General features: G+C 55.4%; 20 protein-coding genes, 2 tRNA genes, 1 pseudogene and 1 other annotated feature. Of the genes and pseudogenes, 9 read left to right on the forward strand and 14 right to left on the reverse strand.

The genetic code is table 11. The features are described from left to right. Positions 1-44: 44 nt before the first annotated feature. From ldtA to ACQG2Q_RS15100, 3 genes are all read right to left on the reverse strand, one after another. Positions 45-977, reverse strand: a complete 933-nt coding sequence (gene ldtA / locus ACQG2Q_RS15090; RefSeq protein ID WP_032622405.1) for a L,D-transpeptidase — start codon at positions 975-977, stop codon at positions 45-47. 62 nt (positions 978-1,039) lie between these two features. After that, a complete protein-coding gene (locus ACQG2Q_RS15095; RefSeq protein ID WP_038416342.1) occupies positions 1,040-3,733 on the reverse strand; it encodes a cation-transporting P-type ATPase in 2,694 nt (897 codons plus the stop codon). A gap of 47 nt (positions 3,734-3,780) precedes the next feature. Continuing rightward, positions 3,781-4,212, reverse strand: a complete 432-nt coding sequence (locus ACQG2Q_RS15100; protein WP_023300514.1) for a universal stress protein — start codon at positions 4,210-4,212, stop codon at positions 3,781-3,783. Positions 4,213-4,684: 472 nt separating this feature from the next. On the opposite strand from ACQG2Q_RS15100, the gene ACQG2Q_RS15105 reads away from it, so the two are divergent. Genes ACQG2Q_RS15105 through ACQG2Q_RS15115 form a run of 3 tightly spaced genes read left to right on the forward strand, consistent with a single transcriptional unit; the run spans position 4,685 to position 9,794 of the window. After that, positions 4,685-5,770: an efflux RND transporter periplasmic adaptor subunit gene (locus ACQG2Q_RS15105; protein ID WP_046619217.1), complete on the forward strand. Its 1,086-nt coding sequence runs from the start codon at positions 4,685-4,687 to the stop codon at positions 5,768-5,770. Further along, complete coding sequence (locus ACQG2Q_RS15110) at positions 5,770-8,832, forward strand: efflux RND transporter permease subunit (protein ID WP_063849661.1); 3,063 nt, start codon at positions 5,770-5,772, stop codon at positions 8,830-8,832. Before ACQG2Q_RS15105 ends, ACQG2Q_RS15110 begins: the two co-directional genes overlap by 1 nt. Positions 8,833-8,870: 38 nt before the next feature. Next, positions 8,871-9,794, forward strand: a complete 924-nt coding sequence (locus ACQG2Q_RS15115; RefSeq protein ID WP_161956935.1) for an acyltransferase — start codon at positions 8,871-8,873, stop codon at positions 9,792-9,794. Here ACQG2Q_RS15115 and pagP read toward each other — a convergent pair. Beyond that, on the reverse strand, positions 9,791-10,366 hold the full coding sequence (gene pagP / locus ACQG2Q_RS15120; RefSeq protein ID WP_032623990.1) for a lipid IV(A) palmitoyltransferase PagP: 576 nt from the start codon (positions 10,364-10,366) through the stop codon (positions 9,791-9,793). The genes ACQG2Q_RS15115 and pagP overlap by 4 nt on opposite strands. A 256-nt stretch (positions 10,367-10,622) precedes the next feature. Between pagP and shiA the strand changes: the two genes are divergently transcribed. Further along, positions 10,623-11,939, forward strand: a complete 1,317-nt coding sequence (shiA, locus tag ACQG2Q_RS15125; protein ID WP_063849662.1) for a shikimate transporter — start codon at positions 10,623-10,625, stop codon at positions 11,937-11,939. Between the two features lie 76 nt (positions 11,940-12,015). Then, the gene (locus tag ACQG2Q_RS15130) at positions 12,016-13,470 is read left to right on the forward strand and encodes an AMP nucleosidase (protein ID WP_063849665.1); all 1,455 of its coding nucleotides are present in this window, start codon (positions 12,016-12,018) and stop codon (positions 13,468-13,470) included. A 131-nt stretch (positions 13,471-13,601) separates the two neighbouring features. Here ACQG2Q_RS15130 and ACQG2Q_RS15135 read toward each other — a convergent pair. Together ACQG2Q_RS15135 and emmdR are read right to left on the reverse strand one after the other, a co-directional pair. Continuing rightward, a tRNA-Asn gene (locus ACQG2Q_RS15135) sits at positions 13,602-13,677 on the reverse strand. 103 nt (positions 13,678-13,780) lie between these two features. Continuing rightward, positions 13,781-15,264 (reverse strand): annotated as a pseudogene (gene emmdR, locus ACQG2Q_RS15140) (multidrug efflux MATE transporter EmmdR). 161 nt (positions 15,265-15,425) lie between these two features. Here emmdR and ACQG2Q_RS15145 point away from each other — a divergent pair. Beyond that, a tRNA-Asn gene (locus ACQG2Q_RS15145) sits at positions 15,426-15,501 on the forward strand. A 146-nt stretch (positions 15,502-15,647) separates the two neighbouring features. Here ACQG2Q_RS15145 and ACQG2Q_RS15150 read toward each other — a convergent pair. The 4 genes from ACQG2Q_RS15150 to dacD all read right to left on the reverse strand — a co-directional run bounded on the left by ACQG2Q_RS15150 (position 15,648) and on the right by dacD (position 19,045). Then, entirely contained in the window at positions 15,648-15,983 is a 336-nt protein-coding gene (locus tag ACQG2Q_RS15150) for a DUF496 family protein (RefSeq protein WP_000450410.1), read from the reverse strand. A gap of 147 nt (positions 15,984-16,130) precedes the next feature. After that, positions 16,131-17,189 (reverse strand): FUSC family protein, encoded by a 1,059-nt coding sequence (locus ACQG2Q_RS15155; protein ID WP_022648598.1) that lies wholly within the window; start codon positions 17,187-17,189, stop codon positions 16,131-16,133. Between the two features lie 91 nt (positions 17,190-17,280). After that, entirely contained in the window at positions 17,281-17,754 is a 474-nt protein-coding gene (gene sbmC / locus ACQG2Q_RS15160) for a DNA gyrase inhibitor SbmC (protein WP_022648599.1), read from the reverse strand. Between the two features lie 118 nt (positions 17,755-17,872). Next, complete coding sequence (dacD, locus tag ACQG2Q_RS15165; protein ID WP_139153368.1) at positions 17,873-19,045, reverse strand: serine-type D-Ala-D-Ala carboxypeptidase DacD; 1,173 nt, start codon at positions 19,043-19,045, stop codon at positions 17,873-17,875. 191 nt (positions 19,046-19,236) lie between these two features. On the opposite strand from dacD, the gene sbcB reads away from it, so the two are divergent. Further along, positions 19,237-20,673 (forward strand): exodeoxyribonuclease I, encoded by a 1,437-nt coding sequence (gene sbcB / locus ACQG2Q_RS15170; protein WP_400182190.1) that lies wholly within the window; start codon positions 19,237-19,239, stop codon positions 20,671-20,673. A 129-nt stretch (positions 20,674-20,802) separates the two neighbouring features. On the opposite strand, the gene ACQG2Q_RS15175 is transcribed toward sbcB, so the two are convergent. From ACQG2Q_RS15175 to ACQG2Q_RS15190, 4 genes are all read right to left on the reverse strand, one after another. Further along, positions 20,803-22,161: an APC family permease gene (locus ACQG2Q_RS15175; RefSeq protein WP_426759228.1), complete on the reverse strand. Its 1,359-nt coding sequence runs from the start codon at positions 22,159-22,161 to the stop codon at positions 20,803-20,805. Further along, positions 22,151-22,213: a membrane protein YoeI gene (gene yoeI / locus ACQG2Q_RS15180; protein ID WP_099458931.1), complete on the reverse strand. Its 63-nt coding sequence runs from the start codon at positions 22,211-22,213 to the stop codon at positions 22,151-22,153. The genes ACQG2Q_RS15175 and yoeI overlap by 11 nt, the downstream gene beginning before the upstream one ends. A gap of 219 nt (positions 22,214-22,432) precedes the next feature. Beyond that, entirely contained in the window at positions 22,433-23,362 is a 930-nt protein-coding gene (locus tag ACQG2Q_RS15185; RefSeq protein ID WP_096216729.1) for a LysR substrate-binding domain-containing protein, read from the reverse strand. 41 nt (positions 23,363-23,403) lie between these two features. Beyond that, on the reverse strand, positions 23,404-24,228 hold the full coding sequence (locus ACQG2Q_RS15190) for an SDR family oxidoreductase (RefSeq protein WP_006811206.1): 825 nt from the start codon (positions 24,226-24,228) through the stop codon (positions 23,404-23,406). A gap of 172 nt (positions 24,229-24,400) precedes the next feature. Between ACQG2Q_RS15190 and hisL the strand changes: the two genes are divergently transcribed. Then, positions 24,401-24,451 carry a his operon leader peptide gene (gene hisL / locus ACQG2Q_RS15195; RefSeq protein WP_099516347.1) on the forward strand — a complete coding sequence of 17 codons (51 nt, stop codon included), beginning with the start codon at positions 24,401-24,403 and terminating at the stop codon, positions 24,449-24,451. Next, positions 24,427-24,550: a sequence feature (His leader region), on the forward strand. It overlaps the preceding gene by 25 nt. A 45-nt stretch (positions 24,551-24,595) precedes the next feature. Further along, positions 24,596-25,495, forward strand: a complete 900-nt coding sequence (hisG, locus tag ACQG2Q_RS15200; protein ID WP_000886595.1) for an ATP phosphoribosyltransferase — start codon at positions 24,596-24,598, stop codon at positions 25,493-25,495. Positions 25,496-25,499: the final 4 nt, after the last annotated feature.

Genomic DNA, 25,499 nt, shown 5'->3' on the forward strand with positions numbered 1-25,499 from the left:
TCTGCGTTTGGTAAGTTTGTCGGGTGGCGCTCCGCTTATCCGACCTACGGTCCTGTAGGCCCGGTAAGCGCAACGCCACCGGGCATTGCAAGCCTCACCGGCATCCCCGACCGCCGTTCCAGCTCAGTGCCCGCCCCTTCACTTATCAGCTGCGTCCTTTGCGCGGCCGAAATGGGCAGCGGCACTTTTCGGGTTGATTCAAATTCCGCGCGATTGCGTGAAAGCGGCTCGTGAACCTCTAGCCAGCGGCTACCATCCGGCTCGGTGGTCATTTTTACGGGCTGATCGATAAGCTGTACCCGCGTCCCCACCGAAACGTTATCGAACAGGTATTTGATATCGTTATTACGCAGGCGAATGCAGCCCTGGCTGACGCGCAGGCCAATGCCGAAATTTGAGTTAGTACCGTGGATCGCGTACAGCCTGCCGATATAAAGGGCATACAGCCCCATCGGGTTATCCGGCCCGGCGGGCACGAACGCGGGCAACGTTTTCCCCTCCTTCGCGTAAGCACGTCGCGTATTTGGCGTGGGTGACCAGGTTGGGCCTTCCTGTTTGCGCTCAACGGCGGTTACCCAGTTACGCGGCGTTTCGCGCCCGGCCTGACCAATGCCAATAGGCAGCACCTCAACCGTGTTGCTGCCGGGTGGATAATAGTAAAGACGCATTTCCGCGACGTTCACCACAATCCCTTCACGCACGGTTGGCGGCAGAATAAGCTGCTGCGGCACCACCAGCGCTGTACCGGCACGTGGTAAAAACGGATCTACCCCCGGGTTAGCTTCCAGCATATTGCTTAACCCTTGCCCGTGCTGCGCTGCAAACGCTTCGAGCGGCAGGGTATTGCCTTCAGGTACGGTGACAGTTATCGGCGCTCCCACCAGGCGGCTCCCCTCGGGTGGGAGTGGGTAGGTTACAGCAGATGCAGCGGGAACCAGTATACAAAGCGTAAAAACAAACGCGGCAAATCGAATCATAGTGTTCTGTACTCGGTCAAAGAGAAAGCCTGCCGGTGGGCAGGCTTAGCCTACTCATTCAGTTAACCTTTCGTCGTGCGCCATCTCCGGGTAAGGACTTTTTCCGCTTCCACAATCATGAACATTGCGAACCCGATCAGGAAGGTAATGATCCAGTAGCGGAACGGCAGCGCTTCGGTACCGAACAACATCTGCATAAACGGCGCATAGACGATCAGAAGCTGAAGGGCCAGAAGTACGCCGCTCACGATCCATATGCCCTTGTTAGCCAGCAGACCTTTACTCAGGGAGAAGCCGTCGGTGACGCGGCAGTTGAGCATGTAAAACCACTGGGCAGTGACCAGCGTTTGCAGCAACACGGTGCGGATGAACTCCGCCGAGTAACCGCGCGGTTGCAGCCAGGCCTCCAGCACAAAGGCGCTGATGGCAATCATCAGGCCGACAAACACCACACGCCAGATGGCGTAACCGTCCATCACGTGCAGGTTAGACTTACGCGGCGGCCGGTTCATGATGTCCTTCTCACCCGCTTCAAACGCCAGACCAAACGACAGCGTTGCCGAGGTTGCCATGTTCATCCACAGGATCAGTACCGGTGTTAACGGGATAAGGTTCCCCGCCAGCAGGGCAATAATGATCAGCAGGGCCTGGGCGATGTTGCTCGGGATAACGAACAGAATGGTCTTTTTCAGGTTGTCGTAGACCCGACGCCCTTCATGGACCGCCCGGGCAATGGTGGCAAAGTTATCATCCGTTAACACCATATCGGCGGCTTCTTTGGTGACTTCAGTACCTTTGATCCCCATCGCGATGCCGACATCCGCCCGCTTCAGCGCAGGCGCATCGTTCACGCCGTCCCCGGTCATCCCGACCACTTCCTGCTTACTTTGCAGCGCCTGCACCAGACGGAATTTATCTTCCGGGCTGGTTCGGGCAAAGATATCGTATTTTTGCGCCGCCTCGCTCAGCTGGTGGTCGTCCATCGCCTCCAGTTCACGCCCGGTAATGGCGCTCGCCGCGTTGCCAATACCCAGCATCTGACCAATGCTCATCGCCGTTTGTGGATGATCCCCGGTAATCATTTTCACGCGAATGCCCGCCTGCAAGCAGTCGGCAATGGCCGAAATGGCTTCCGGGCGCGGGGGATCCATCATGCCCGCAATGCCGAGCAGTATGACCCCCTCTTGCAGATCCGCATGCGTCAGCTCGCGCTGCCCGCTGGCGGCCGGTTTCCATGCCGCAGCCACCATGCGCAATCCTTCGCGCGCATACTCTTCAATCTTCTCTTCCCAATAGTGCAGGTTGAACGGCTCCAGCCCGTTTTGGGTCTGCTGGTGCTGGCAAAGACGGAAAAGGACGTCCGGCGCACCGGTGATTAACATCACCTCTTCGTCGCCCAGGCGATAAAGGGTGGACATGTATTTATATTGCGAATCGAATGGGATTTTACTGCGCAATTCGGCGTCAATTGGCGGAAGCGGGATTTTTGCCGCCAGCACCTTCAGCGCGCCTTCGGTAGGCCCGCCGGTGATTTTCCACAGCCCCTGCTCATCTTTGATCAACTGACTGTCATTACAGAGATCGACGGTGCGCAGATAGCGCTCCAGCACAGACCCCTGGGTCACGGTTACCGGTGTTGGATCGTCAACAGGGTGAATATTGCCCACCGGCTCGTAGCTGTCTCCCTCCACGCGGTAGGTGGTGTCCGCGGTAATCACCGCTTTTACCGTCATCTCATTCATGGTCAGGGTGCCGGTTTTATCCGAGCAGATCACCGTCATCGCCCCCAGCGTTTCCACGGTAGGCAGCTTGCGAATAATCGCCTTGCGACGCGCCATCGCCTGCACGCCCAGCGAGAGGATGATAGAGATAATGGCCGGTAAACCTTCCGGCACCGCCGCCACCGCAAGGCTAATCAGCGACAGCACCAGCTCTGATACGGGCATATCACGGAAGATAAGACTGAAAACGAACAGCGCCAGCATCATCACCAGAATGGTGATAAAAATGGTCTTGCCGAGCTTGTCCATTTGCACCATCAACGGGGTACGGTGTTTTTCAATGTCTGACATCATCTGGTTGATATGGCCGAGTTCGGTCTCCCCCCCGGTCGCCACCACCAGCCCTTTTCCCCCGCCGGAGCTGACGGTGGTGCCAGAATAAAGCAGGTTGTAACGGTCGCCTAACGGCAACTCCCCGTGGAGCGCATCGCTGCTTTTCTCCACTACCGTGGATTCGCCGGTAAGAATAGCTTCTTCCACCCGCAGGTTGTGCGCCTCTATTACGCGAAGGTCGGCAGGAATGCGATCCCCGGCGCGTATCACCACGATATCTCCCGGCACCAGCGCTGTCGTCGGGATAGTTTCATGGTTGCCCTGCCGGATGACCACAGCCTCGCTGGAGAGCATATTACGAATGCTTTGCAGCGATTTCTCCGCATTGCTCTCCTGAATATGTCCAATCAGGGCGTTGATGATGGCCACCCCAAGAATGACAAACATATCCACCCAGTGTCCCATTATCAGCTTCAGCAGCGCCGCCGCCAGTAGGACGTAAATAAGGACATCGTTGAAATGGGCCAGAAAGCGCAGCCAGCCAGGTTTACCCGGTTTTTGCGGTAAGGCATTTTCACCGTATTTTTCCAGTCTGGCGGTGGCTTCTGCACTGGTAAGTCCGTCCAGGCTGGATTGGATATTTGTCAGGGTTTCATCAACGGTCTGTTGATAATACGGATGGTGAGGCTTTTCTGTTATCATCGTTCCTTCCTCGGGTTCTTTTCAGAAATCACCTTGCTTTCATGTCATTAACGAATAACGAAAACAGGAACATGTGCATAACGAACGATACTCGCCGCCTCTGACCCTAATAAATGGGTTTGAATATTGGGATTGCGCGACCCCACAATAATCGCGCCGACGTTAAGTTCATCCGCCAGTTTGATTACCTCATCACGTATATTCCCGCTGCGAACATGTAGATGGACATTTGCTTCCGGCAGGCTGATTTTTTTTACCAGCGCGGCCAGTTTTTCTTTAGCATTATTAATCATATATTCATCCATCTTTCTCGCGTCTGCAATAAAACCGCGGGTCAGTTCCGCCGAGAACTTTGGCATAACGTACAGCAGATGGACATTACCCGATGCGCTTTGCGCCAGGAATTGGGCATGCTGTAGCGCTTTATCAGACAACGCTGTTTCGTATACATCCACCGGCACCAGAATCGTTTTATACATATCAAGCATCCTTTTTATAACCAACACAACAGTGAGTGAATCAGGAGAGATCGCATCAAACCCATGGGTACAGGCGTGAATGCCTTTTACGGAAAAAAGGAATGGATGCTATTAAACGTAGCACAGGAATATCAGGATGTTATTCAAAGGGGATACGCTATCGTATCGCTTGTTTCGCCTGAGTATGTCACGCCACTAATAATGGTTATTTAACATTTATTTATTCACCGACTATGCTCATAGTCAGACATGCAACATGTTCATTCTCATTATCCCGCGCCACCTTCAACCTCATGGAGGAATGCATGTACGGTTTGAGCCTGATTCGCCTTGGTTTGTTTATTGCGCTTGCCATTATCGCCAGCACAGCAATCGGTTTATTTACCTATGTGGTCGTCTCGGCCCTGGCGGAATAGTGCCACCCCAGCATTGATGACGAAATAAATAAAACAATTATTATCAGGGGAATACTGTGAAGCGCTACCTCTCTCTTCTGCCTGCTGTTTTATTGCTGCTGACGGCGTGCGACCCCAAACCCGACCGCGCCGCGCCCCTGCCAAAAATGGTAAAAGTCGCAGAGGTGGTGAAGGCCGGCAACGCGCAGCAGCGCGTATTTCCCGCGCGTATCGAATCCGGCGACGCCACCGATCTCGCGTTCAAACGTGCCGGGCAGATTGAGACTCTGGACATTCGCCAGGGTGCCGTTGTCAAACAGGGACAACGGCTCGCCAGTCTTAACGATCGCGAAGCCCGGCAGCGTCTGAACGACAGGCAAACGGCGGCGACCCTGGCTCAGCGGCAATTCGACCGCTTCCAGACCCTGGCAGGACGCCAGGCCGTGTCGAAGGCCGAGATGGATGTCCAGCGCGCAAACCGCGATTCTGCAAACGCCGCGCTACAGATTGCTCGCGAGGAATTAAGCCAGATGACGCTCGTCGCCCCCTTTAGCGGGACAGCGGCCAGCGTACATGTGCGAAATCATCAGGTCGTCTCAGCCGGCCAGCCCGTCGTCACCCTGACCCGTACCGACCTGCTGGACGTGGTGTTCAGCCTTCCAGAGAACCTGTTTAACACCTTCGATATCCGCAATGCGCAGTACAGACCGGTAGTGAGGATCAACGCCCTGCCCGGTCGCGAGTTTACCGCTGTGTACAAAGAGCACTCAGGCAGTAGCGACAGCAACACATTGACCTGGCAGGTGATTTTAACCATGCCCCGCCCGGATGATTTTCCCGTCGTGGGCGGCGTCAGCGGAACGGTCACCATCAATTTAACCAACCTACCGGCGGGCGTGGGCAGTGAGGCGCTGGTGGTGCCGGTTGAAGCGGTCTTTAACCCGGATAACCGCCCGCGCAATGAGCCACACGTCTGGGTGGTGACGGGCGAAGGCGATACGTTGCACCTGGAAGATCGTAAGGTCAGCGTCGGGCAAGTCAGCGCTGAGGGGGTCGTCATCGTCGGTGGGCTTAAGGCGGGTGAACGCGTGGTGGCCGCAGGCGTTGGGGAGTTACATCCCAACCAGCCGGTACGTATCTGGACGCGTGAACGGGGACTGTAATGGATATCTCTCGTCAGTTTATCAGCAACCCGGTTCGCGTCTGGCTGACTATTCTGCTGCTGGGCGTAGGTGGCATTATTGCCCTGTTGAACATCGGCAGACTGGAAGATCCGGCGTTTACCATCAAAACGGCGGTGGTAATCACTCATTATCCGGGCGCGTCGGCGCAGCAGGTTGAGGAAGAGGTCACCCTGCCGCTGGAAAACGCGCTTCAGCAGTTACCTTACCTGGATAACGTCAGCTCCATCTCCTCCAGCGGCCTGTCGCAGATCACGGTCAATATAGCCTCGCGCTACCACTCAAATGCGCTGCCGCAAATCTGGGATGAACTGCGTCGCCGGGTGGGAGATGCCGCCCGACAGTTTCCACCGGGGGTAGTGACCCCGTTTGTGAATGACGATTTTGGCGATGTGTTCGGCTTTTTCTTTGCCATTTCCGGCGATGAATTCAGCAATCCGGAACTGGTGCGGTATGCCGAGCAGCTGCGCCGGGAGTTGGTCCTCGTGCCGGGCGTGGGCAAAGTGGCCATCGGCGGAGCCCTCACCCAGCAGATTAACGTGGACATTTCTCTGAGCAAAATGGCCGCGCGCGGGATTACGCTTAACCAGCTTTCTGCCCAGCTCAGCAGGCTGAACGTGGTTTCCAGCGCAGGAGAGATCCCCTCCGGTACTGAGTCAATTCGTCTGCATCCTACAGGTGAATTCGAAAGTATTGACGAGCTGGCCGATCTCATAGTGACCCCGCCCGGCGTTGGGGCGGCTACCCGCTTACGGGATATTGCCACCCTGTCACGTGGGCTGGATGCGTCCCCTGCCAGCATCTACCATGCCAACGGCAGAAAAGCCGTCACCATGGGCGTCTCCTTTATCCCCGGCGTTAACGTGATCGACGTGGGACATGCCCTGGAGGCGAAGCTTGAGCAGATGTCAGCCGAGAAACCGGCAGGTATCCATATCGACCTGTTTTACGATCAGGCGGCGGAGGTCGGGCATTCCGTCAACGGATTTATCATTAATTTCCTGATGGCGCTGGCGATTGTCGTCGGTGTGTTGCTGATCTTTATGGGCTTACGCAGCGGGCTCATTATCGCCTTTTCCCTCGCGCTCAACGTGCTGGGCACGCTGCTGATCATGTATCTCTGGGGCATAGAACTACAGCGTATTTCACTGGGGGCGCTGATCATCGCCCTCAGTATGCTGGTCGATAACGCCATCGTGGTTGTCGAAGGGGTACTGATAGCCCGGCAGCAGGGCTCGCCCCTGCTTAACGCCATTAACGCTATAATTCGCCGCTCTGCGCTGCCGCTGCTGGGTGCGACGGTCATCGCCATCCTGGCTTTTGCGCCCGTCGGGCTGTCACAGGATTCCACCGGCGAATACTGTAAGTCGCTGTTCCAGGTGTTGCTGATTTCGCTGATGCTGAGCTGGTTCTCAGCCCTCACCATTACGCCGGTGCTGATTAAATGGTGGCTGTTTAAACATGACGCTGCACCGCCAGACGCCGACGAAACGGATCCCTACGACAAACGCATCTATCGGATCTATCAGGCGGTGCTCAACGCGCTGTTACGGCGTAAAGCGCCAACGCTGATGGTGATGGCCGCGCTGCTGGCTGCCGCCATCTGGGGCTTTGGCTCGGTGCGGCAGAACTTCTTCCCCTCATCCAGTACGCCAATTTTCTTTGTCGATCTCTGGCTCCCTTACGGGACCGACATTAACTGGACCGAGAAGATGACCGGCGATATCGAGAAAACCATTAACGGCCAGCCTGGCGTGGAAACTACGGTCTCGACGATTGGTCAGGGAAGTATGCGATTTATTTTGACCTACAGCGGACAGCGGCAGTACAGCAACTATGCACAAATCATGGTGAGAATGGACGACCAGCGTAACATCCCCGCCCTGACCCGCCACGTTGATGAGTACATCGCACGGAACTACCCGCAGGTTAACGCCAGCACGAAACGGGTGATGTTTGGCCCCTCCGGTGACAGCGCCATTGAAATACGTATTAAGGGCCCCGATCCGGACAGGCTGCGTCTGATCGCCAGCCAGGTAGACAGTATTCTTACGCGCGATCCGGCGACGGACACCGTCAGGAACGACTGGCAAAACCGCAGCAAAGTGATCCGCCCGCAGTACGTCACCGCGCTGGGACGTGAGCTTGGCGTGGATAAGCAGGACGTCGATAACGCCCTGGAGATGAATTTCTCCGGCAGCCGGGCGGGACTGTACAGAGAAGGAAGCGACCTGTTACCCGTGGTGGTGCGCCCGCCGGAAAGTGAGCGGCTGGACGCCAATCACCTGAATAACGTCCTGGTATGGAGCCAGACCCGTCAGCAGTATATTCCGCTGAGCAACGTCGTCAGCGGCTTCGCGCTGGAGTGGGAAGATCCGCTGATCCTGCGTCGCGACCGCTCGCGCGTGCTTACCGTGCAGACCGACCCTGACCCGCTAAGCCAGCAAACGTCCGGCGATATTCTCGCCCGCGTGAAGCCGCAAATAGATGCCCTGCCTCTGCCTCACGGCTACAGCATCGAATGGGGCGGGGACGCGGAGAACTCCAGCGAAGCGCAGCAGGGGCTATTTACCACGCTGCCGCTCGGGTATCTGGTGATGTTTGTGATCACGGTGCTGATGTTCAGTTCGGTGAAAAACGCCGTCGCTATCTGGCTGACCGTGCCGCTGGCGCTGATCGGCGTTACGCCCGGTTTTTTACTTACCGGGATCCCCTTTGGCTTTATGGCACTGATTGGCCTGCTGAGCCTGAGCGGGATGCTGATCCGCAACGGCATTGTGCTGGTGGAAGAGATTGAGCAGCAGAAAGCGCAGCAGGATCAGCACAGTGCGATCGTTTACGCCGCCACGTCGCGCCTGCGTCCCATCCTGCTCACCGCCTTTACGACCGTGCTTGGCCTCGCCCCCCTGCTGCTGGATGTGTTCTTCCAGAGCATGGCCGTTGTGATTATGTTTGGGCTTGGGTTTGCTACAATCCTGACGCTGCTGGTACTCCCCGTAATTTACGCGTGTTTTTATCGTAAGGACGAAGCTGAACAACAATGAATGCGACAGGGCTGAACATCATCAAGACGCTGGGCTGTATGACGGCGGTCACCTTCTTCACCATCTACAACACCTGGGACCATTACGATTATGACTATCACTGGATCCTCGGTTTTTTAACCTTCATTTCGACCATCGCCACGCCGTTGTTTTTTGTGGTTGCAGGGTATCTGGATGGGCAATCCCGACACGGCACGCGCTGGCAGCTGGATAAGATCAAAAGCCTGGTGATCGTCTTTCTGTTCTGGGTAACCATTTACTACCTGTGGGAGCCCTATCAGCGCGGATATCTGATCCAGCCCTGGTTCGTGTTCGCGTTTGTCGTGATTTACACTTTTCATCCGGCGGTGGAGTGGCTCAGCCAGCGGCGAACGCTGTTTTGCGGGGTGATTGCCACACTGCTGCTTTTCTCATACGGGTACGATTTGCTGTCAGCCCTCTATCCTGATGTCCACGTGCTTTCATTGTCGCCGCAGTATCGCCTGTGGACGTGGCTGCTGTTTTATCTGACGGGGCAGCTCTTTTGCGATCCGCAGATTGCGGCGTGGATCGGCCGCAAAAATGTGGTCAGGGCAGCGGTGATTGCCATACCGTTTATCTATCTCTTCACGTGGTTTTACGAACGGCATTTCTTTTTTGCGCTATTTAAAGCGGACAGAAACGCCTTTATCCTCACCGGATCGCAAATCTACATCCTGATTATTGCCCTGGTGATTGCGGCCAACGGCGTACGTTTTCGCCGCAATGCGGAGTTTAAAGAGTCCGTGCTGGCCGCCATTAGCAAAACGATGACCGGGGTCTATATCATGCACTACTCGGTGTTTCACCTGCTGACGGCGCTCATTCCGGTAACGTCCCTGAGCACCAAACTTGCTCTGATTGTGCTCACCTTTGTTACGTCGGTCCTGTTTTCGCTGCTGATCCTGTCCAACGCAGTGGCCAAAAAAGTGATCACTCTTTAAAAGCCCAGGCGCAGCCAGGCAAACAGCACGTTGCCGTTGTTGTAGGTTCCGGGAATATAGGTGAACTGGACGGTGACGCGCTTATATCCGGCAGAGAAAAGCGGGAAAATAAATGGCAGCGGGACATAGTTGGCAAAGTCGTCGCGCGCGGTGATCCCCGCGGCGGCCCCCAGCCCCAGACGGAAATCTTTTGCGTTATCCAGATACCAGCCCTTTTCCCAGCCGTAGCCCATCGCGGGCTGCCACTCGCTATGTGAATCTTTAAACATCATGGCAAAGAGTGCGCTCCAGTTGCCCTCGTCGTTGTAGCGAGAAACGCCCAGTCCGCCGCCCCACGGCATTTCGTTGTAGTTATCCGTTTTCTCTTTGTCATACATAAAGCGGGCATGCCAGCTCAGAAACGGCAGGTAGAGATCGTAACGATCCGGCTGCTCCCAGGTCTGGGAAATATCGTCTGTTACCGCATCCCACCAGCGGTGGATGCGCTGTTCGCCGTAGACTTTTGGCTCCGCATGCAGCGGCGAAGCCACCAAAAACAGGACTACCCAGAGTGCAGGAAAGAGGCGTTGCATCGTTATTCCCTCAGCTTACGTCACACAGCGATCATTATTACTGTAAACCATTCAGCCCTAACCGGAGCCAAACAGGCTGATTTATATTGGGACCCGATAAGATGAAATTTATTGATTCTGCGCTTTCAGGAAAGATAAAAACGTTTTCTCAGGCCGTCTGTCGCGGTAGTCTCATACGTTCCGTCAATATGACGGCTGCAACGTGAGTGACCTTTTCTTATACCAATAATTAAAAATCAGTACAGACAGGACAACTATGGACTCCACCCTCATCTCCGCTCGCCGCAACGAGGAGACACCTTCGCTTAACCGCGCCCGCCGCGCCGCTTTAGGTAGCTTCGCAGGCGCCGTCGTCGACTGCTATGACTTTCTGCTCTACGGTATTACCGCTGCGCTGGTCTTTAACCGTGAATTCTTTCCTCAGATCAGCCCCGCCATGGGCACGCTTGCTGCGTTTGCCACCTTCGGCGTCGGTTTTCTGTTTCGTCCGCTGGGCGGGATAATTTTCGGCCACTTCGGCGATCGCCTTGGCCGTAAGCGCATGCTGATGCTCACCGTCTGGATGATGGGCATTGCCACCGCGTTGATCGGTATTTTGCCCTCCTTTGCATCGATTGGCTGGTGGGCCCCGGTGTTGCTGGTGACGCTTCGCGCCATTCAGGGCTTTGCCGTCGGCGGCGAATGGGGCGGCGCGGCACTGCTGTCCGTGGAAAGCGCGCCGAAGAATAAGAAAGCGTTCTACAGCAGCGGCGTGCAGGTAGGTTATGGCGTGGGTCTGCTGCTCTCCACGGGCCTGGTGTCGCTCATAAGCCAGCTCACGACAGACGAGCAGTTCCTAAGCTGGGGCTGGCGTATTCCGTTTATCTTCAGCATTGTGCTGGTCGTGGTGGCCCTGTGGATCCGTAACGGCATGGAAGAGTCGGCTGAGTTTGAGCGGCAGCAACGCGAAAAACTGGTCGCGAAAAAACGGCTGCCGGTGATGGAAGCGCTGGTGCAGCACCCTGGCGCTTTTCTGAAAATTATCGCCCTGCGCCTGTGCGAACTGCTGACGATGTATATCGTCACCGCCTTCGCCCTCAACTACTCCACGCAAAACCTAGGCCTGCCGCGGGAATTGTTCCTGAATATTGGCCTGGTGGTGGGTGGGATCAGCTGTCTGACCATCCCCTGCTTCGCCTGGCTGGCGGATCGCTATGGGCGTCGACGGGTATACATCACGGGCGCGCTCATCGGCACACTCAGCGCCTGGCCGTTCTTTATGGCGCTGGAGGCCCAGTCGGTCTTCTGGATTGTCTTCTTCGCGATCATGCTCGCGAACATCGCTCACGATATGGTGGTCTGCGTGCAGCAGCCGATGTTTACCGAGCTATTTGGCGCAAGCTACCGCTACAGCGGCGCGGGCGTGGGATATCAGGTGGCGAGCGTGGTCGGCGGCGGGTTTACGCCGTTTATCGCCGCCGCGCTGGTGACGTTCTCCGGCGGGAACTGGCATAGCGTGGCGATTTATCTGCTGGCAGGTTGCCTGCTTTCTGCTGCCACCGCCCTGTTGATGAAGGAAACCGCGCACAGCTGATCTCCTCACTTTTGTTTCACAGGCGTGTGACATACTATCGGTTATAGCCGCACACCTGTGGAACAAGGAGACAGACATGAATAATAAGGGCTCCAGCCTGACCCCGACTCAGGCGCTGGAAAAACTCGACGCGCTGTATGAACAGTCCGTCAATGCACTGCGCAGCGCCATCAGTGACTATATCGAAACAGGGAAACTTCCCGATGAAAAGGCCAGAACCCAGGGCCTTTTTGTTTATCCATCGCTCTCTGTCACCTGGGACGGCAGCGCCAGCAGCAATCCGAAAACCCGCGCCTATGCGCGTTTCACCCACTCCGGCTGTTACAGCACGACCATCACGCGTCCTGCGCTGTTCCGCCCCTACCTGGAAGAGCAGCTTACCCTGCTGTATCAGGATTACGGCGCGCATATCAGCGTTGAACCGTCCCTGCACGAGATCCCTTACCCGTACGTGATAGACGGCTCAGCGCTGACGCTGGATCGCTCCATGAGCGCGGGGCTGACCCGCCATTTCCCGACCACTGAGCTGTCGCAGATTGGCGATGAGACGGCGGACGGGATCTATCACCCGGCAGAGTTTTCACCGCTGTCGCACTTTGATGCCCGCCGTGTCGATTTTTCGCTGGCACGCCTGCGCCACTACACCGGCACCCCAGCCGAACATTTCCAGCCGTTCGTACTGTTTACCAACTACACCCGCTATGTAGACGAATTTGTCCGCTGGGGCTGTAGCCAGATCCTTGACCCGGACAGCCCTTACATCGCTCTCTCCTGCGCGGGCGGGATCTGGATCACTGCCGAAACCGAAGCACCGGAAGAGGCCATCTCCGACCTGGCGTGGAAAAAGCACCAGATGCCCGCCTGGCACCTGGTCACCGCCGACGGTCAGGGCATTACGTTGATTAACATCGGCGTTGGCCCGTCGAATGCGAAAACCATCTGCGACCATCTGGCGGTTCTGCGCCCGGACGTCTGGCTGATGATCGGCCACTGCGGCGGCCTGCGTGAAAGCCAGCTGATTGGTGATTATGTCCTCGCCCACGCTTATCTGCGTGACGACCATGTCCTTGACGCGGTTCTGCCGCCGGACATTCCTATCCCGAGTATCGCTGAAGTACAGCGCGCCCTGTACGACGCCACCAAAGAGGTGAGCGGCATGCCGGGTGAAGAGGTGAAGCAGCGCCTGCGTACCGGTACGGTCGTCACCACCGACGATCGTAACTGGGAGCTTCGCTATTCCGCCTCCGCCCTGCGTTTCAATCTCAGCCGTGCGGTCGCGATCGATATGGAAAGCGCCACCATTGCTGCGCAGGGCTACCGCTTCCGCGTCCCGTACGGCACGCTGCTGTGCGTGTCCGATAAACCGCTGCACGGCGAGATCAAACTGCCGGGTCAGGCGAACCGTTTCTACGAAGGGGCGATCTCAGAGCACCTTCAGATTGGAATTCGCGCCATCGATTTACTGCGTGCAGAGGGCGACAAACTGCATTCCCGTAAGCTGCGCACCTTCAATGAGCCACCGTTTAGGTGATAACAAGGACATTTCACGCACACCGCTTACCCGGCCTGAGATTCTGTAGGTCGGGTAAGCGGAGCGCCACCCGACAATTTTACTGAACGCAGAAAAGCAAAAAGCCTGCTTAAAAGCAGGCTTTTCAAATTTGGCTCCTCTGACTGGACTCGAACCAGTGACATACGGATTAACAGTCCGCCGTTCTACCGACTGAACTACAGAGGAATCGTGTGAACGGGGCGCATATTATCGATGCGCCCTGAGGATGTCAAAGGGTGAATGCAGATTTTCAATCGTTTGCCGATTTATTCTCCACTTCGCACATTTGTCAGGCACTTGCCGTTTCCGAAACCTCCTGCTCCGGTTTTTTTCGCGGATATTTCCACAGCCAGCGTCCGCTCACCATGCGCCAGTAGAACAGCGCCCCGCGCACGGCCCAGTCAAGGAACATCCCCAGCCAGACGCCGACAACGCCCATACCTAACATTACCCCCAGCGTGTAGCCCGCCACGACGCGGCAGCCCCACATGCCGAGCATGGAGACCCACATCGCAAACCGGGCATCGCGCGCCCCTTTCAGCCCGGCAGGAAGTACCCAGGACGCGGCCCAAATTGGCATAAACGCCGCGTTGAGCCAAATCAGCACCTTCACGACCTCTTTCACGTCATTTTCGTGCGTATAGAACGAGGCCATTAGCCCGGCTAAAGGCGCAGTTCCCCACGCAATCGCCGTCAGTCCAATGGTTGAAAGCCAGAAGACATGCCGAAGCTGCCGTTCCGCCTGCCCTATCTGCCCCTTTCCGAGGCGTCTGCCGGTGATGATCGTCGACGCCGATCCCAGTGCGTTTCCGGGCAGGTTAATGAGCGAGGCGATGGAGAAGGCAATAAAGTTGCCGGCGATGACGTCTGTTCCCATCCCGGCAACAAACATCTGCGTCAGCAGTTTCCCACCGTTAAACAACACGGATTCGATGCTGGCCGGAATACCGATCCCCATCACTTCCCAGATAATGGCGAAGTTAAGCGGACGGAAATAGCTTTTAAGCGTCAGGCGCAGCGATGGCGTAATTCCCGCCATCAGCACGCCGATTATCGCCGCCGCACCAATATAACGGGAAATGGTCAGCCCTAATCCCGCGCCGACAAAGCCCAGCCCCTCCCAGGAAAAGACACCGTAAATCAAAACACTGCTGATAATGATGTTCAGGATGTTCATGCCGCCATTTATTAGCAGCGGAATTTTGGTATTCCCTGCGCCACGAAGCGCACCGCTACCAATCAGCGCGATGGCAGCCGCCGGATAGCTCAGCACCGTCATTTCCAGATAGGTGAGCGCCAGATCCTTCACTTCACCTGTCGCTTCACCCGCGACGATGTCGATAATTTCTTTGCCGTAATAATGGATAACCGCCGCCAGGATGATCGAAAAGAGGGTCATGATCATCAGCGACTGTCTGGCCGCCTCCCGGGCGCGTTTTGGATCAAGTTTCCCAAGACTAAACGCCACCACTACCGTTGTACCGAGATCGATAGCGGCAAAGAAGGACATCACAACCATGTTGAAACTGTCCGCCAGCCCTACCCCGGCCATGGCTTCTTTACCGAGCCAGCTCACCAGGAAGGTGCTTAACACCCCCATCAACAGGACGCAGGTATTCTCCAGGAAAATAGGCACAGCAAGGGGGGTGATTTCACGCCAAAACAGAACTCGATAACTCTTACGTTTTGCATACCAGGGCGTGCGCATAATCGCCTGGCGCAGGGGTGCGGTGACGTTCAAAATGGGCCTTAACGAGAAAGTTGAAACTCCATTTCAAATGATGGGGCAGAAATGCGTATCCTGCAAAGTATTTTCCATAAAATTATGTTTGGATTTACAACAAAATGACGACAGAATCATCAAACAATCACTTTTGCCTGAGATCAGGTTTGACAAAAGTTTTTTCGCCGCTAAGATAAGCCTCCACAACGATTCCTCTGTAGTTCAGTCGGTAGAACGGCGGACTGTTAATCCGTATGTCACTGGTTCGAGTCCAGTCAGAGGAGCCAAATTAAAAAAGCCTGCTTTTAGAGCAGGCTTTTTGCTTTTTTGCGTTCGTGAAATTGTCGGGTGGCGGCTTCACCTTACCCGACCTACGTGATAACAGTACTGTAGGCCCGGTAAGCGCAGCGCCACCGGGCAACAGAGTGTGCGATTACTCGCCTTTAGCGTCGACGTTTTTGATTTCGCCCATCACTTTCAGCTTTTTGGAGATGTCGCGACGCTCTTTGGACAGCTCAGCGTTTTTGATGATGTAGTCATCAACGCGATCTTCATAATCGCTCTTCATGCTGGCGATGATGCCCTGAATGGCTTCAACGCTCATACCTGGCTTGATGTAGTCGCTCAGGTTGTCCAGCAGCAGGACACGTTTCTGGTTGTCACGGATCTTCTTCTCTACGTCCTGGATTTCGCGCTGTAGCTTGTTTTTGCGGCGGAACAGGCGGACGAACTCCAGAACATCCTGGAACGAAGGCTTGGTAGTTTCCATTTTTACACCCCTGATAATGTGAGATTCGGATTCGTTAAAGCAACCGTTTTAACAGACAGCGGCTGCGAATGACAATGAGTATATCGTTTAAAACCATCATAACCCTAATTGTTGCTGAATCGAAGCAGCAGGCATCACATACGCTTTTTATTTGCGCAGTGCCCGGCAAATCAGCTGCGATAACAACTCCAGCTGTCGCGCCAGCTCCATACTCAGCCAGACATAGCCGTGGATGGGCGTTTCAGACACATTGTCGCCCTGACGCTCATTCATCAGCTGTTTGAGCTCGATGACGATGTCATTCAGCCGCTCGCTGTTCGCCCGTATCGGCTGTGGGTTACCTTCGTAAAGTGCATGAGCGATGGTTAGCAGGGTCTGTTGCGTCATCTGCTGCGTCTCTTTCAGCGTATGCGCGTTGAGCATCAGAAGATGGCTGGGGCGTGAGGCCCAGTGGGCATTGATTTGCAGTTCAAGCATACAGACCAGATTACGGCTGACCGTTTGAATGGCTTCAAAAATGGCTTTCTGGATATGCGTCTCTTTGCTTGCCGGGGTAATTAACCCGCGCATTTTGACCACATCATTAAGGATTTTTTGCAGGTGCTTTTCCAGCCGCGGACGCTCAATCAGATTCGGCGAAAACCCGGCCTGGTAAACCCGGTTAAATGCCGTGACGTAGTTTGCCATCTGAATGCGCCAGTGCAGGAAGGCGCGCTGCGGCCAGATGCCGGTAAACAGCATGGCGAGCAACGAGCCGAGGATTACGTCCCCGCTTCGCCACAATGCGGTGGTCATATCGCCCGCCGGTGCGCCGACCACAACGGCGAGCGTAATGCCAATCAGCAGCGCCTGATACGGTTTCTTGCCGAGGGCCAGCCATCCGCAAAGAAACATCGCCACCGCGCACCACAGCAACATGAACGGAAATGAAATTAGCTCCAGCTTCAGGGCGATAAGCCCAAGCGCCGAGCCTAAAACGGTACCGCCTATGCGTTCGAAAGCGCGAGGGACCACGTTCCCCCAGAATGAGATCGGCCCCATCACCACCACCAGCGTGATCAGCGGCCACGTTCCTTCCGGGATATCCAGCAAACGAACCAGTACGAAGGTCAGCACAAACGCCAGCGCAATGCGGCAACCGTGCACCACGCGATAATGTTTGTATAACCGAATTTCAAAAGGGGTTAATGACTTGTCGGGGCGCACACCCGTCTCCAGCTCTACGGCAAACCACAATTGTACTGTGTTTTCAGCCGGGTGGATCGCGCCCGGCTGAAAAACCCTGCGTTTCGCAGGATTATCCCACTTTGTGCTCTACCGGTACAAACATCTCAATATCCCAGTAGCCGTCAGCATTGCCATCGTTCAGATAGCGTTCGAAGCAGGGTTTTGGCGCAATCTGGAATTTGCTGTCTTCCAGCAGGGAGTTGAAGAACTGATACCACGGGGTGGCGAAATCATGATTTTCGACGCGCGCGGCAGCAATAGCATACTCTCCGGCAGCAATTTCGGTCAGCATTACCCCTTCGCTGTTATCAGGGATAGTGAAATCGTCCGCTACCGTTACGGCGGTAACGCAGCGAAGCTTTTCTGCCGGCACGTCATCCGGATTGTCATAATAAACGGCCACCCACTCCTGCGGCTGAATATGACGTCCATCTACCCACATAACCAGCTGTTCAAATCCCTGCTTGACCGTCTTTTCCCACGGCCCCACGAGATGAAAGCCAGCGATCGTACGTTTCTGTTGCTGCCTGATGCTGTAGTCCATGCTGCCTCCGTTTATTACTGTATATATATACACTATAAAGCAGAATCGAGATTATCGGCAAACCAGGAGTGTTTATTATGTGAGCAGACTCGCAACACTGCCAGTCTGCCCGAAAAGGTTAGAGTTTATGATGCAGATAATCGCCGAGGCGGGAGAAAAGGCCGCCCTTTTCAACGCGCTCCAGCGTAACTAATGGCCAGTGCGCTACCACCTTGTCACGATCGTACAGCTGGATCTCCCCTACCCGCTGATGCGCGGCGATCGGCGCTTCCAGCTCTTTTTTATCCATTACATATTTCGCCTTGATGTTCGGCACTTCCGTTTTGGGTAATGCCAGCCAGAAATCCTGATCCGTGCCCAGCGCGATCTGCTCTTTATCGCCATACCAGATGCGTTCGGTTCCCACTTTTTTGCCGTTATGCAGGATCTGCACCGTATCGAAATTTTGCTGTCCCCAGTGGAGCAGCTTGCGCGCCTGATCTTCACGTCCTTTCGGGCTGTCTGCCCCCATCACCACCGCAATCAGTCGACGCTGACCATCCACTGCGGAGGCGATCAGGTTAAAGCCCGCGCCCGAGGTGTGTCCCGTTTTCAGACCATCCACGTTCATGGTCTTATCCCACAGCAGGCCGTTGCGGTTCTGCTGAGTGATGCCGTTCCAGGTCAGACTCTTCTCGCTGTACATGTGGTAGAACTCAGGCTCGCCGTGGATGATGGCCCGGGAAAGCACGGCGAGATCGTAAGCGGAGCTGTGCTGACCGGGTGCATCCAGCCCGTGTACGGTTTCGAAGTGGGTATCGCGCAGGTTCAGCTTTTCAACGTAGTCATTCATCATCCTGACGAACTGCGGCTGACCGCCCGCCACGTGATCCGCCAGCGCCACGCAGGCGTCATTGCCGGAATCAACAATCAGGCCGCGGCTGAGATCGCGCACAGAAACCCGATCGCCCTGCTTCAGAAACATCAGAGACGAACCGTCAAAGACCGGATTGCCTTTTGCCCAGGCGTCACGTCCGACCGTCACAATGTCATCGGGGCTGATGCGGTGGCTATCAATGGCACGATCGACAACGTACCCCGTCATCAGTTTGGTCAGGCTCGCCGGATTACGCTGCTGATGTTCGTTGCCCGCCGTTAAGATTTGACCCGTGGTGTAATCCATCAATACCCAGGATCCTGCCTGGATGGCAGGCGGCTGAGGTGAAAAATCCAGCGGCTCGGCAGCCAGCGCGGATGAAATACTCGAAGCGAGTAAAGAAACAGCAATAAACAGACGGCGTTTCAACGGTATATCCTCAGGTCAGTAAAAATCGATGACCTTTTTACGGGAGTTCTGATGTCGTTACCTGCCTTAATTGCAAAAAAATGTGACAGCACGCAGATTTTTTCGGAACAAATCTCGCAAATTTCTTGCCTGAAGGTGCTTTTTATTCGGACTGCTCACCCCAATCGTTTACCATAGAGACGTCAATTTTTAACAGGATGAGATTACTGGTGTCTGACTCTGCCGCGCGCCCGACTTTTTTGTTCCACGATTACGAAACCTTTGGCACCCATCCGGCGCTGGACCGACCGGCGCAGTTTGCGGCTATCCGAACCGATGACGAATTTAACGTCATCGGCGAACCCGAGGTGTTTTACTGTAAACCCGCCGATGACTATCTGCCGCAGCCGGGCGCGGTGATGGTGACGGGCATCACCCCTCAGGAAGCGCGGGATAAAGGCGTTAGCGAAGCAGAATTTGCCCGTCGCATCCACGACCTGTTCACGGTGCCCAATACCTGCGTGGTGGGTTACAACAACATCCGTTTTGACGATGAAGTGACGCGCAATATCTTCTACCGCAACTTCTACGATCCGTATGCCTGGAGCTGGCAGAACCGCAATTCGCGCTGGGATTTGCTGGATATTATGCGCGCCTGCTATGCGCTGCGCCCGGAGGGAATTAACTGGCCGGAGAACGACGACGGCTTGCCGAGCTTCAGGCTCGAGCACCTGACGCGGGCCAACGGCATCGAGCACAGCAACGCCCACGACGCGATGGCAGACGTCTACGCGACCATCGCTATGGCGAAGCTCGTAAAAACCGCGCAGCCGCGCCTGTTTGAGTATCTGCTGAGCCATCGCAGCAAGCAAAAGCTGATGACGCTGATTGACGTGCCGCAGATGAAACCGCTGGTGCACATTTCAGGGATGTTTGGCGCGTGGCGCGGGAACACAAGCTGGGTGGCGCCGCTTGCCTGGCATCCAGACAACCGTAACGCCGTCATCATGGTGGATCTTGCCGGGGATATCTCGCCGCTGCTTGAGCTCGACAGCGACACCTTACGTGAACGGCTTTATACGCCGAAAGAGGCGCTGGGTGACCTGCCAGCCGTACCCGTAAAACTGGTGCACATCAATAAATGCCCGGTGCTTGCGCAGGCCAACACGCTGCGCCCGGAAGACGCCGACCGGCTGGGGATTAACCGTCAGCACTGCCTCGATAACCTGAAAGTGCTGCGCGACAACCCGCAGGTGCGCGAGAAAGTCGTCGCCATTTTTGCCGAAGCAGAGCCGTTCGTGCCGTCTGAGAATGTGGATGCGCAGCTTTATAACGGCTTCTTTAGCGATGCCGATCGCGCGGCGATGAACATCGTGCTGCAAACCGACCCGCGTAATTTGCCCGCGCTGGATATCACCTTTGCGGACACGCGTATTGAGAAGCTGATGTTTAACTACCGTGCGCGCAACTATCCAGGCTCGCTGGATGAAGCAGAGCAGGAGCGCTGGTTACAGCATCGGCGCAACGTGTTTACGCCTGAGTTTCTTAATAGCTACGCCCAGGAGCTGGAGATGCTTTACGGCCAGTATGAAGGGAATGCTGAGAAACAGGCGCTGCTGAAAGCGCTGTTCCAGTACGCGCAAGAAATTGTCTGAGTAGCGGGTACAAAAAAGCCGGAGGCGATGTCTCCGGCTTTTTTTTTGCCCGGTGGCGCTTCGCTTACGCGGGCCTACGGTGTAGAAGTCCGTAGGTCGGGTAAGGCGAAGCCGCCACCCGACACAGTCTTACGCGACGTCTTCGTACTGAGGAACCGGGTTGCGGAAGCTCTTCGTTACGCAAGCCAGGTAAATCAGACCGATTGCACCCCAGATCAGACCCAGAACCATTGAGCTCTCTTCCAGGTTGATCCACAGGGCGCCCACCGTCAGGGCACCACACACTGGCAGCACCAGATAGTTGATGTGGTCCTTCAGCGTCTTGTTGCGCTTCTCACGGATCCAGAACTGCGAAATCACGGAGAGGTTAACGAAGGTGAACGCCACCAGCGCACCAAAGTTAATCAGCGCAGTGGCCGTTACCAGGTCGAACTTGATCGCCAGCAGGGCAATTGCGCCCACCAGCAGCACGTTCCACGCCGGTGTACGCCATTTCGGATGCACGTAACCAAAGAAGCGAGTTGGGAACACACCGTCACGGCCCATCACGTACATCAGACGAGAAACGCCCGCGTGCGCTGCCATACCGGATGCCAGTACGGTGACGCTGGAGAAGATCAGCACGCCCCACTGGAAGGTTTTACCCGCCACGTACAGCATGATTTCAGGCTGCGATGCATCCGGATCTTTAAAGCGAGAGATATCCGGGAAATACAGCTGTAAGAAATAAGACGCACCGATGAAGATCAGGCCGCCAATCAGCGCGGTCAGGAAAATCGCTTTCGGGATCACGCGCTCGGCATCTTTGGTCTCTTCAGACAGAGAAGAGATACCGTCGAAGCCCAGGAACGAGAAGCACAGGATAGTCGCCCCGGTGATCATCGGCACAACGTGCGCACCTTCAGACCAGAACGGACGGGTGCTGGTCAGCGTACCTGCGCCTTCACCGTGGGAAACGCCGTAGATGATCAGCCCAACGATAACCGCAACAATCCCCATCTGAAGGATCACGATCAGGGTGTTGAAGTTAGCCACGGTCTTGATGCTGCGCAGGTTAGAGATGGTCATAAAGGCCACCAGCGCCACAACGAAGATCCACGACGGTACGGAAGGTACCAGCGCTTCGAAGTAAATTTTTGCCAGCAGAATGTTGATCATCGGCATGAACAGGTAGTCCAGCAGTGATGACCAGCCCACCATAAAGCCAACAGCCGGGCTAATGGATTTCTGAGCATAGGTGTACGCAGAGCCTGCGGACGGGAAACGGCGAACCACTTTACCGTAGCTCAGCGCTGTAAAGAGAATGGCGACCAGTGCAAAGGCGTACGCCGTTGCAACGTGACCGTCAGTGAGGCCTGATACGATACCGAATGTATCGAACAGCGTCATCGGTTGCATATAGGCAAGGCCCATCATAACAACCGGAATCAACGTAAGCGTTTTACGTAATTCCACGCGAGAGGTGTTTGGAGTTGCGTTATGCGACATAGTTATTCTCCTTTACGGTGATAACCGCCACGTAAGCGAAAAATTGCCCCATTTCTTTCTTCCTCAGCGACAACAACTGTCGGATTTTAGTAAATATCTATCCGGTACGAAGCCCGGCCTCTTGGTTTTTAGTTTCGTTTCGTACATGCAAAAAAAAATAACCGACGCCTTTTATATCGTCGATTATTCATTTGTTTGCAGCGGCGGCATTTTGCCCTATTCCAGATACAAAAGGCAATACATTGAGAAACCTGCCCATAAATTAATTTTACTAACTGGTTGATTTCCCATCATCTGCCTGAGTGTAAACTGTCGCGATAGCACTATTTGCTAAAATTTCGTCTCGCCACCAGGCGCTGGCAAGCCCGGCGGTCTGTTCATTCCAGCCCACCCATACCGATTCGTTACTGCTCTGCGCTAAAACCTGTTTTTCCACCAGCGCGCCGCTTTCAATAAAGCGCTGTGCTAAATAACGGGGAAGGTAGCCGCACCCCAGGCCGCTTATTTGCAGTTCCAGCTTGGTTTTAAAATCAAAAACGGTGATGGCCTCCTGCTCATCCAGAAGCTGCGATGAAATGCCGCACTCGGGGCGGGAGCTGTCTCCCACCACAATGGCGCGATGGTTTTTAATGACGCGTCTTGAAACAGGCTCCGGTTCATTCGCCAGCGGGTGGTGAGGCGCAACGGCAAAGATCTGCTCCAGAACGCCCAGCCGGGCGAAACCAAATTCACTCAGCTGAGGAGGCTCATGCAGCGCTCCAACGATGATATCCGCCCTGCCCTGCGTTAAGGCGACCCACGAGCTGCCCAGCACGCCGTTGATAAAAACCAGCCGCGTGACGCTATGGCGCTGATAGAACGCCTCAATAAGCGGGGTAAGCAGCGAAAAAGGGAAAGTATCATCAACCCCAATCACCAGCTCATTTTCCCAGCCCTGATGAAGTTTGACGGCCTGTTTTTCCAGCTCGCGAACCGTATGCAGCACGTCACGCCCTTTTTCCAGCAGCATCTGCCCAGTACGGGTGAAACGCGCGCGATGGCCAGTGCGGTCAAGGATTTGAATATTAAGATCGCTCTCGAGCTTTTGCACGGTGTAGCTCAGAGCCGAAGGGGTTTTATAGAGCTTCGCCGAGGCGGCGGCAAAGCTCCCCTCTTTTTCCAGCGCATCCAGAATAACAAGAACATCCAGCAGCGGTTTCATCTTCGCCCCCTTGCGGTGTGCGATGGCCTCCGCCGGCGCAATTATTCCATAGGCATAACCAGCGGATCGGGATACTGATATTCAAATCCCAGTTCATGGCAAATACGATTGCCATCAATAATTTTGCCTTTGCGTTCCCCCTGCGCCTCGCTGAATACCGGCGGCGCCAGACCCAGCTGGCGCGCCATCAGCGGATAAAAGGTACTGCGCGGCGGATGCGAAGGCGCACATATATTATAGATGTGCCCCCCTTTCGGAGCCTGCAAAAGCAGCTCTATCGCACCGATAACATCTTCAAGGTGTACAAGGTTAACGCCGTGCTGACCATCCGGCGCGGATTTACCGGCAAAGAAGCGTCCCGGATGACGCCCCGGCCCCACCAGCCCGGCGAGGCGTAAAATATCCACCTGCGTGCCAGGCAGATTGTGCAGCCAGTCTTCCAGCTCTTTCAGTACCCGTCCGCTGGCGGTTACGGGACGGCGCTCGGTGTTTTCTTTCGCCGTACCGTCGATATCGCCATAGACGGAGGTCGAGCTGGTGAAAATGATACGCGGAATATGGTGCGCCAGGGCGCTGTCGACAATCTCCTGCACCGCCTGCAGGTAAAACGTCTCGCCCGGCCCACTGCGCCGCGCTGGTAAGGTAATGACCAGCGCGTCCACATTCATCAGTTCATCCAGCTCGTCGGTATCGCAGATAAGCTCGGGTTCGAGACGCAGCTCGACACCATCAATGCCGCACATGCGCGCCGCCTCAACCCCGTCCCGCGTGGTCTTACTCCCTGTCACCTGCCAGCCTTTCGCGGCTAATGACATCGCCAGTGGCATTCCTAACCACCCTAATCCGACAATCGCGACCTTTTTCATGACATTCTCCGCTTAACGACGCCTGTTATAAGGCTACGCCAGCCTTATGGAACGCACAATTCATACCATCAATATGAAATGAATTAATGATCAAAAAAAGCCCTTGCTTTATGGCGTACAACTGGTTTAGGTTAAAAGACATCAAATGCATAAGCATTCAACGAGAATTTATATGACACGCGTTCCTTTTAAAAACCACCATCATCACCATCATCCTGACTAGTCTTTCAGGCGATGTGTGCTGGAAGACGTTTGGATCTTCCAGTGGTGCATGAACGCATGAAAAAGCCCCCGGAAGATCTTCTTCCGGGGGCTTTTTTTTGGACCGCATTCAGACAGGTTAAAACAGGTTAACGAGGAACACAGAATGTTAGATAACTCACGTTTACGCATAGCTATTCAAAAATCAGGCCGTTTAAGCGATGATTCACGCGAACTGCTGGCCCGCTGCGGGATTAAAATCAACCTGCACACCCAGCGCCTGATCGCCCTGGCTGAAAATATGCCGATCGACATTCTGCGCGTACGTGATGACGATATTCCGGGCCTGGTCATGGATGGCGTCGTTGACCTCGGCATCATCGGCGAAAACGTACTGGAAGAAGAGTTATTAACCCGCCGCGCGCAGGGCGAAGATCCACGCTACTTTACCCTGCGTCGTCTGGACTTCGGCGGCTGCCGCCTGTCGCTGGCCACGCCGGTTGATGAAGCCTGGGATGGCCCGGCCGCGCTGAACGGCAAACGTATCGCCACCTCTTACCCTCACCTGCTGAAGCGTTACCTCGATCAAAAAGGCGTGCAGTTTAAATCTTGTCTGCTGAATGGCTCTGTTGAAGTGGCGCCACGCGCGGGCCTGGCCGATGCCATCTGTGACCTCGTCTCCACGGGCGCCACGCTCGAAGCGAACGGCCTGCGCGAAGTGGAGGTGATCTACCGCTCCAAAGCGTGCCTTATCCAGCGCGACGGCGAGATGGCCGATGCCAAACAGCAGCTCATCGACAAACTGCTGACCCGCATTCAGGGCGTGATTCAGGCGCGTGAATCCAAATACATCATGATGCATGCGCCGACCGAGCGCCTGGACGAAGTGATTGCCCTGCTGCCAGGTGCTGAGCGTCCAACCATTCTGCCGCTGGCAGGCGACCAGCAGCGCGTGGCGATGCACATGGTGAGCAGCGAAACCCTGTTCTGGGAAACGATGGAAAAACTGAAGGCGCTGGGCGCGAGTTCTATTCTGGTGCTGCCAATTGAGAAGATGATGGAGTAACGAC

This window comes from Enterobacter cloacae complex sp. 370H10 (genome assembly GCF_050031535.1).
In the GTDB taxonomy this organism is placed as follows: domain Bacteria; phylum Pseudomonadota; class Gammaproteobacteria; order Enterobacterales; family Enterobacteriaceae; genus Enterobacter; species Enterobacter intestinihominis.

Excerpts from the sequence above, each read along its gene's own strand:
- pagP (WP_032623990.1), bottom strand. The coding sequence starts at position 10,366 with ATGCAACGCCTCTTTCCTGCACTCTGGGTAGTCCTGTTTTTGGTGGCT.
- ACQG2Q_RS15130 (WP_063849665.1), top strand. The coding sequence starts at position 12,016 with ATGAATAATAAGGGCTCCAGCCTGACCCCGACTCAGGCGCTGGAAAAA.
- ACQG2Q_RS15175 (WP_426759228.1), bottom strand. The coding sequence starts at position 22,161 with ATGTCGCATAACGCAACTCCAAACACCTCTCGCGTGGAATTACGTAAA.
- ACQG2Q_RS15190 (WP_006811206.1), bottom strand. The coding sequence starts at position 24,228 with ATGAAAAAGGTCGCGATTGTCGGATTAGGGTGGTTAGGAATGCCACTG.
- ACQG2Q_RS15095 (WP_038416342.1), bottom strand. The coding sequence starts at position 3,733 with ATGATAACAGAAAAGCCTCACCATCCGTATTATCAACAGACCGTTGAT.
- sbmC (WP_022648599.1), bottom strand. The coding sequence starts at position 17,754 with ATGGACTACAGCATCAGGCAGCAACAGAAACGTACGATCGCTGGCTTT.
- sbcB (WP_400182190.1), top strand. The coding sequence starts at position 19,237 with ATGAGATTACTGGTGTCTGACTCTGCCGCGCGCCCGACTTTTTTGTTC.
- ACQG2Q_RS15150 (WP_000450410.1), bottom strand. The coding sequence starts at position 15,983 with ATGGAAACTACCAAGCCTTCGTTCCAGGATGTTCTGGAGTTCGTCCGC.
- ACQG2Q_RS15185 (WP_096216729.1), bottom strand. The coding sequence starts at position 23,362 with ATGAAACCGCTGCTGGATGTTCTTGTTATTCTGGATGCGCTGGAAAAA.
- hisG (WP_000886595.1), top strand. The coding sequence starts at position 24,596 with ATGTTAGATAACTCACGTTTACGCATAGCTATTCAAAAATCAGGCCGT.
- shiA (WP_063849662.1), top strand. The coding sequence starts at position 10,623 with ATGGACTCCACCCTCATCTCCGCTCGCCGCAACGAGGAGACACCTTCG.
- ldtA (WP_032622405.1), bottom strand. The coding sequence starts at position 977 with ATGATTCGATTTGCCGCGTTTGTTTTTACGCTTTGTATACTGGTTCCC.
- ACQG2Q_RS15110 (WP_063849661.1), top strand. The coding sequence starts at position 5,770 with ATGGATATCTCTCGTCAGTTTATCAGCAACCCGGTTCGCGTCTGGCTG.
- ACQG2Q_RS15100 (WP_023300514.1), bottom strand. The coding sequence starts at position 4,212 with ATGTATAAAACGATTCTGGTGCCGGTGGATGTATACGAAACAGCGTTG.
- ACQG2Q_RS15115 (WP_161956935.1), top strand. The coding sequence starts at position 8,871 with ATGACGGCGGTCACCTTCTTCACCATCTACAACACCTGGGACCATTAC.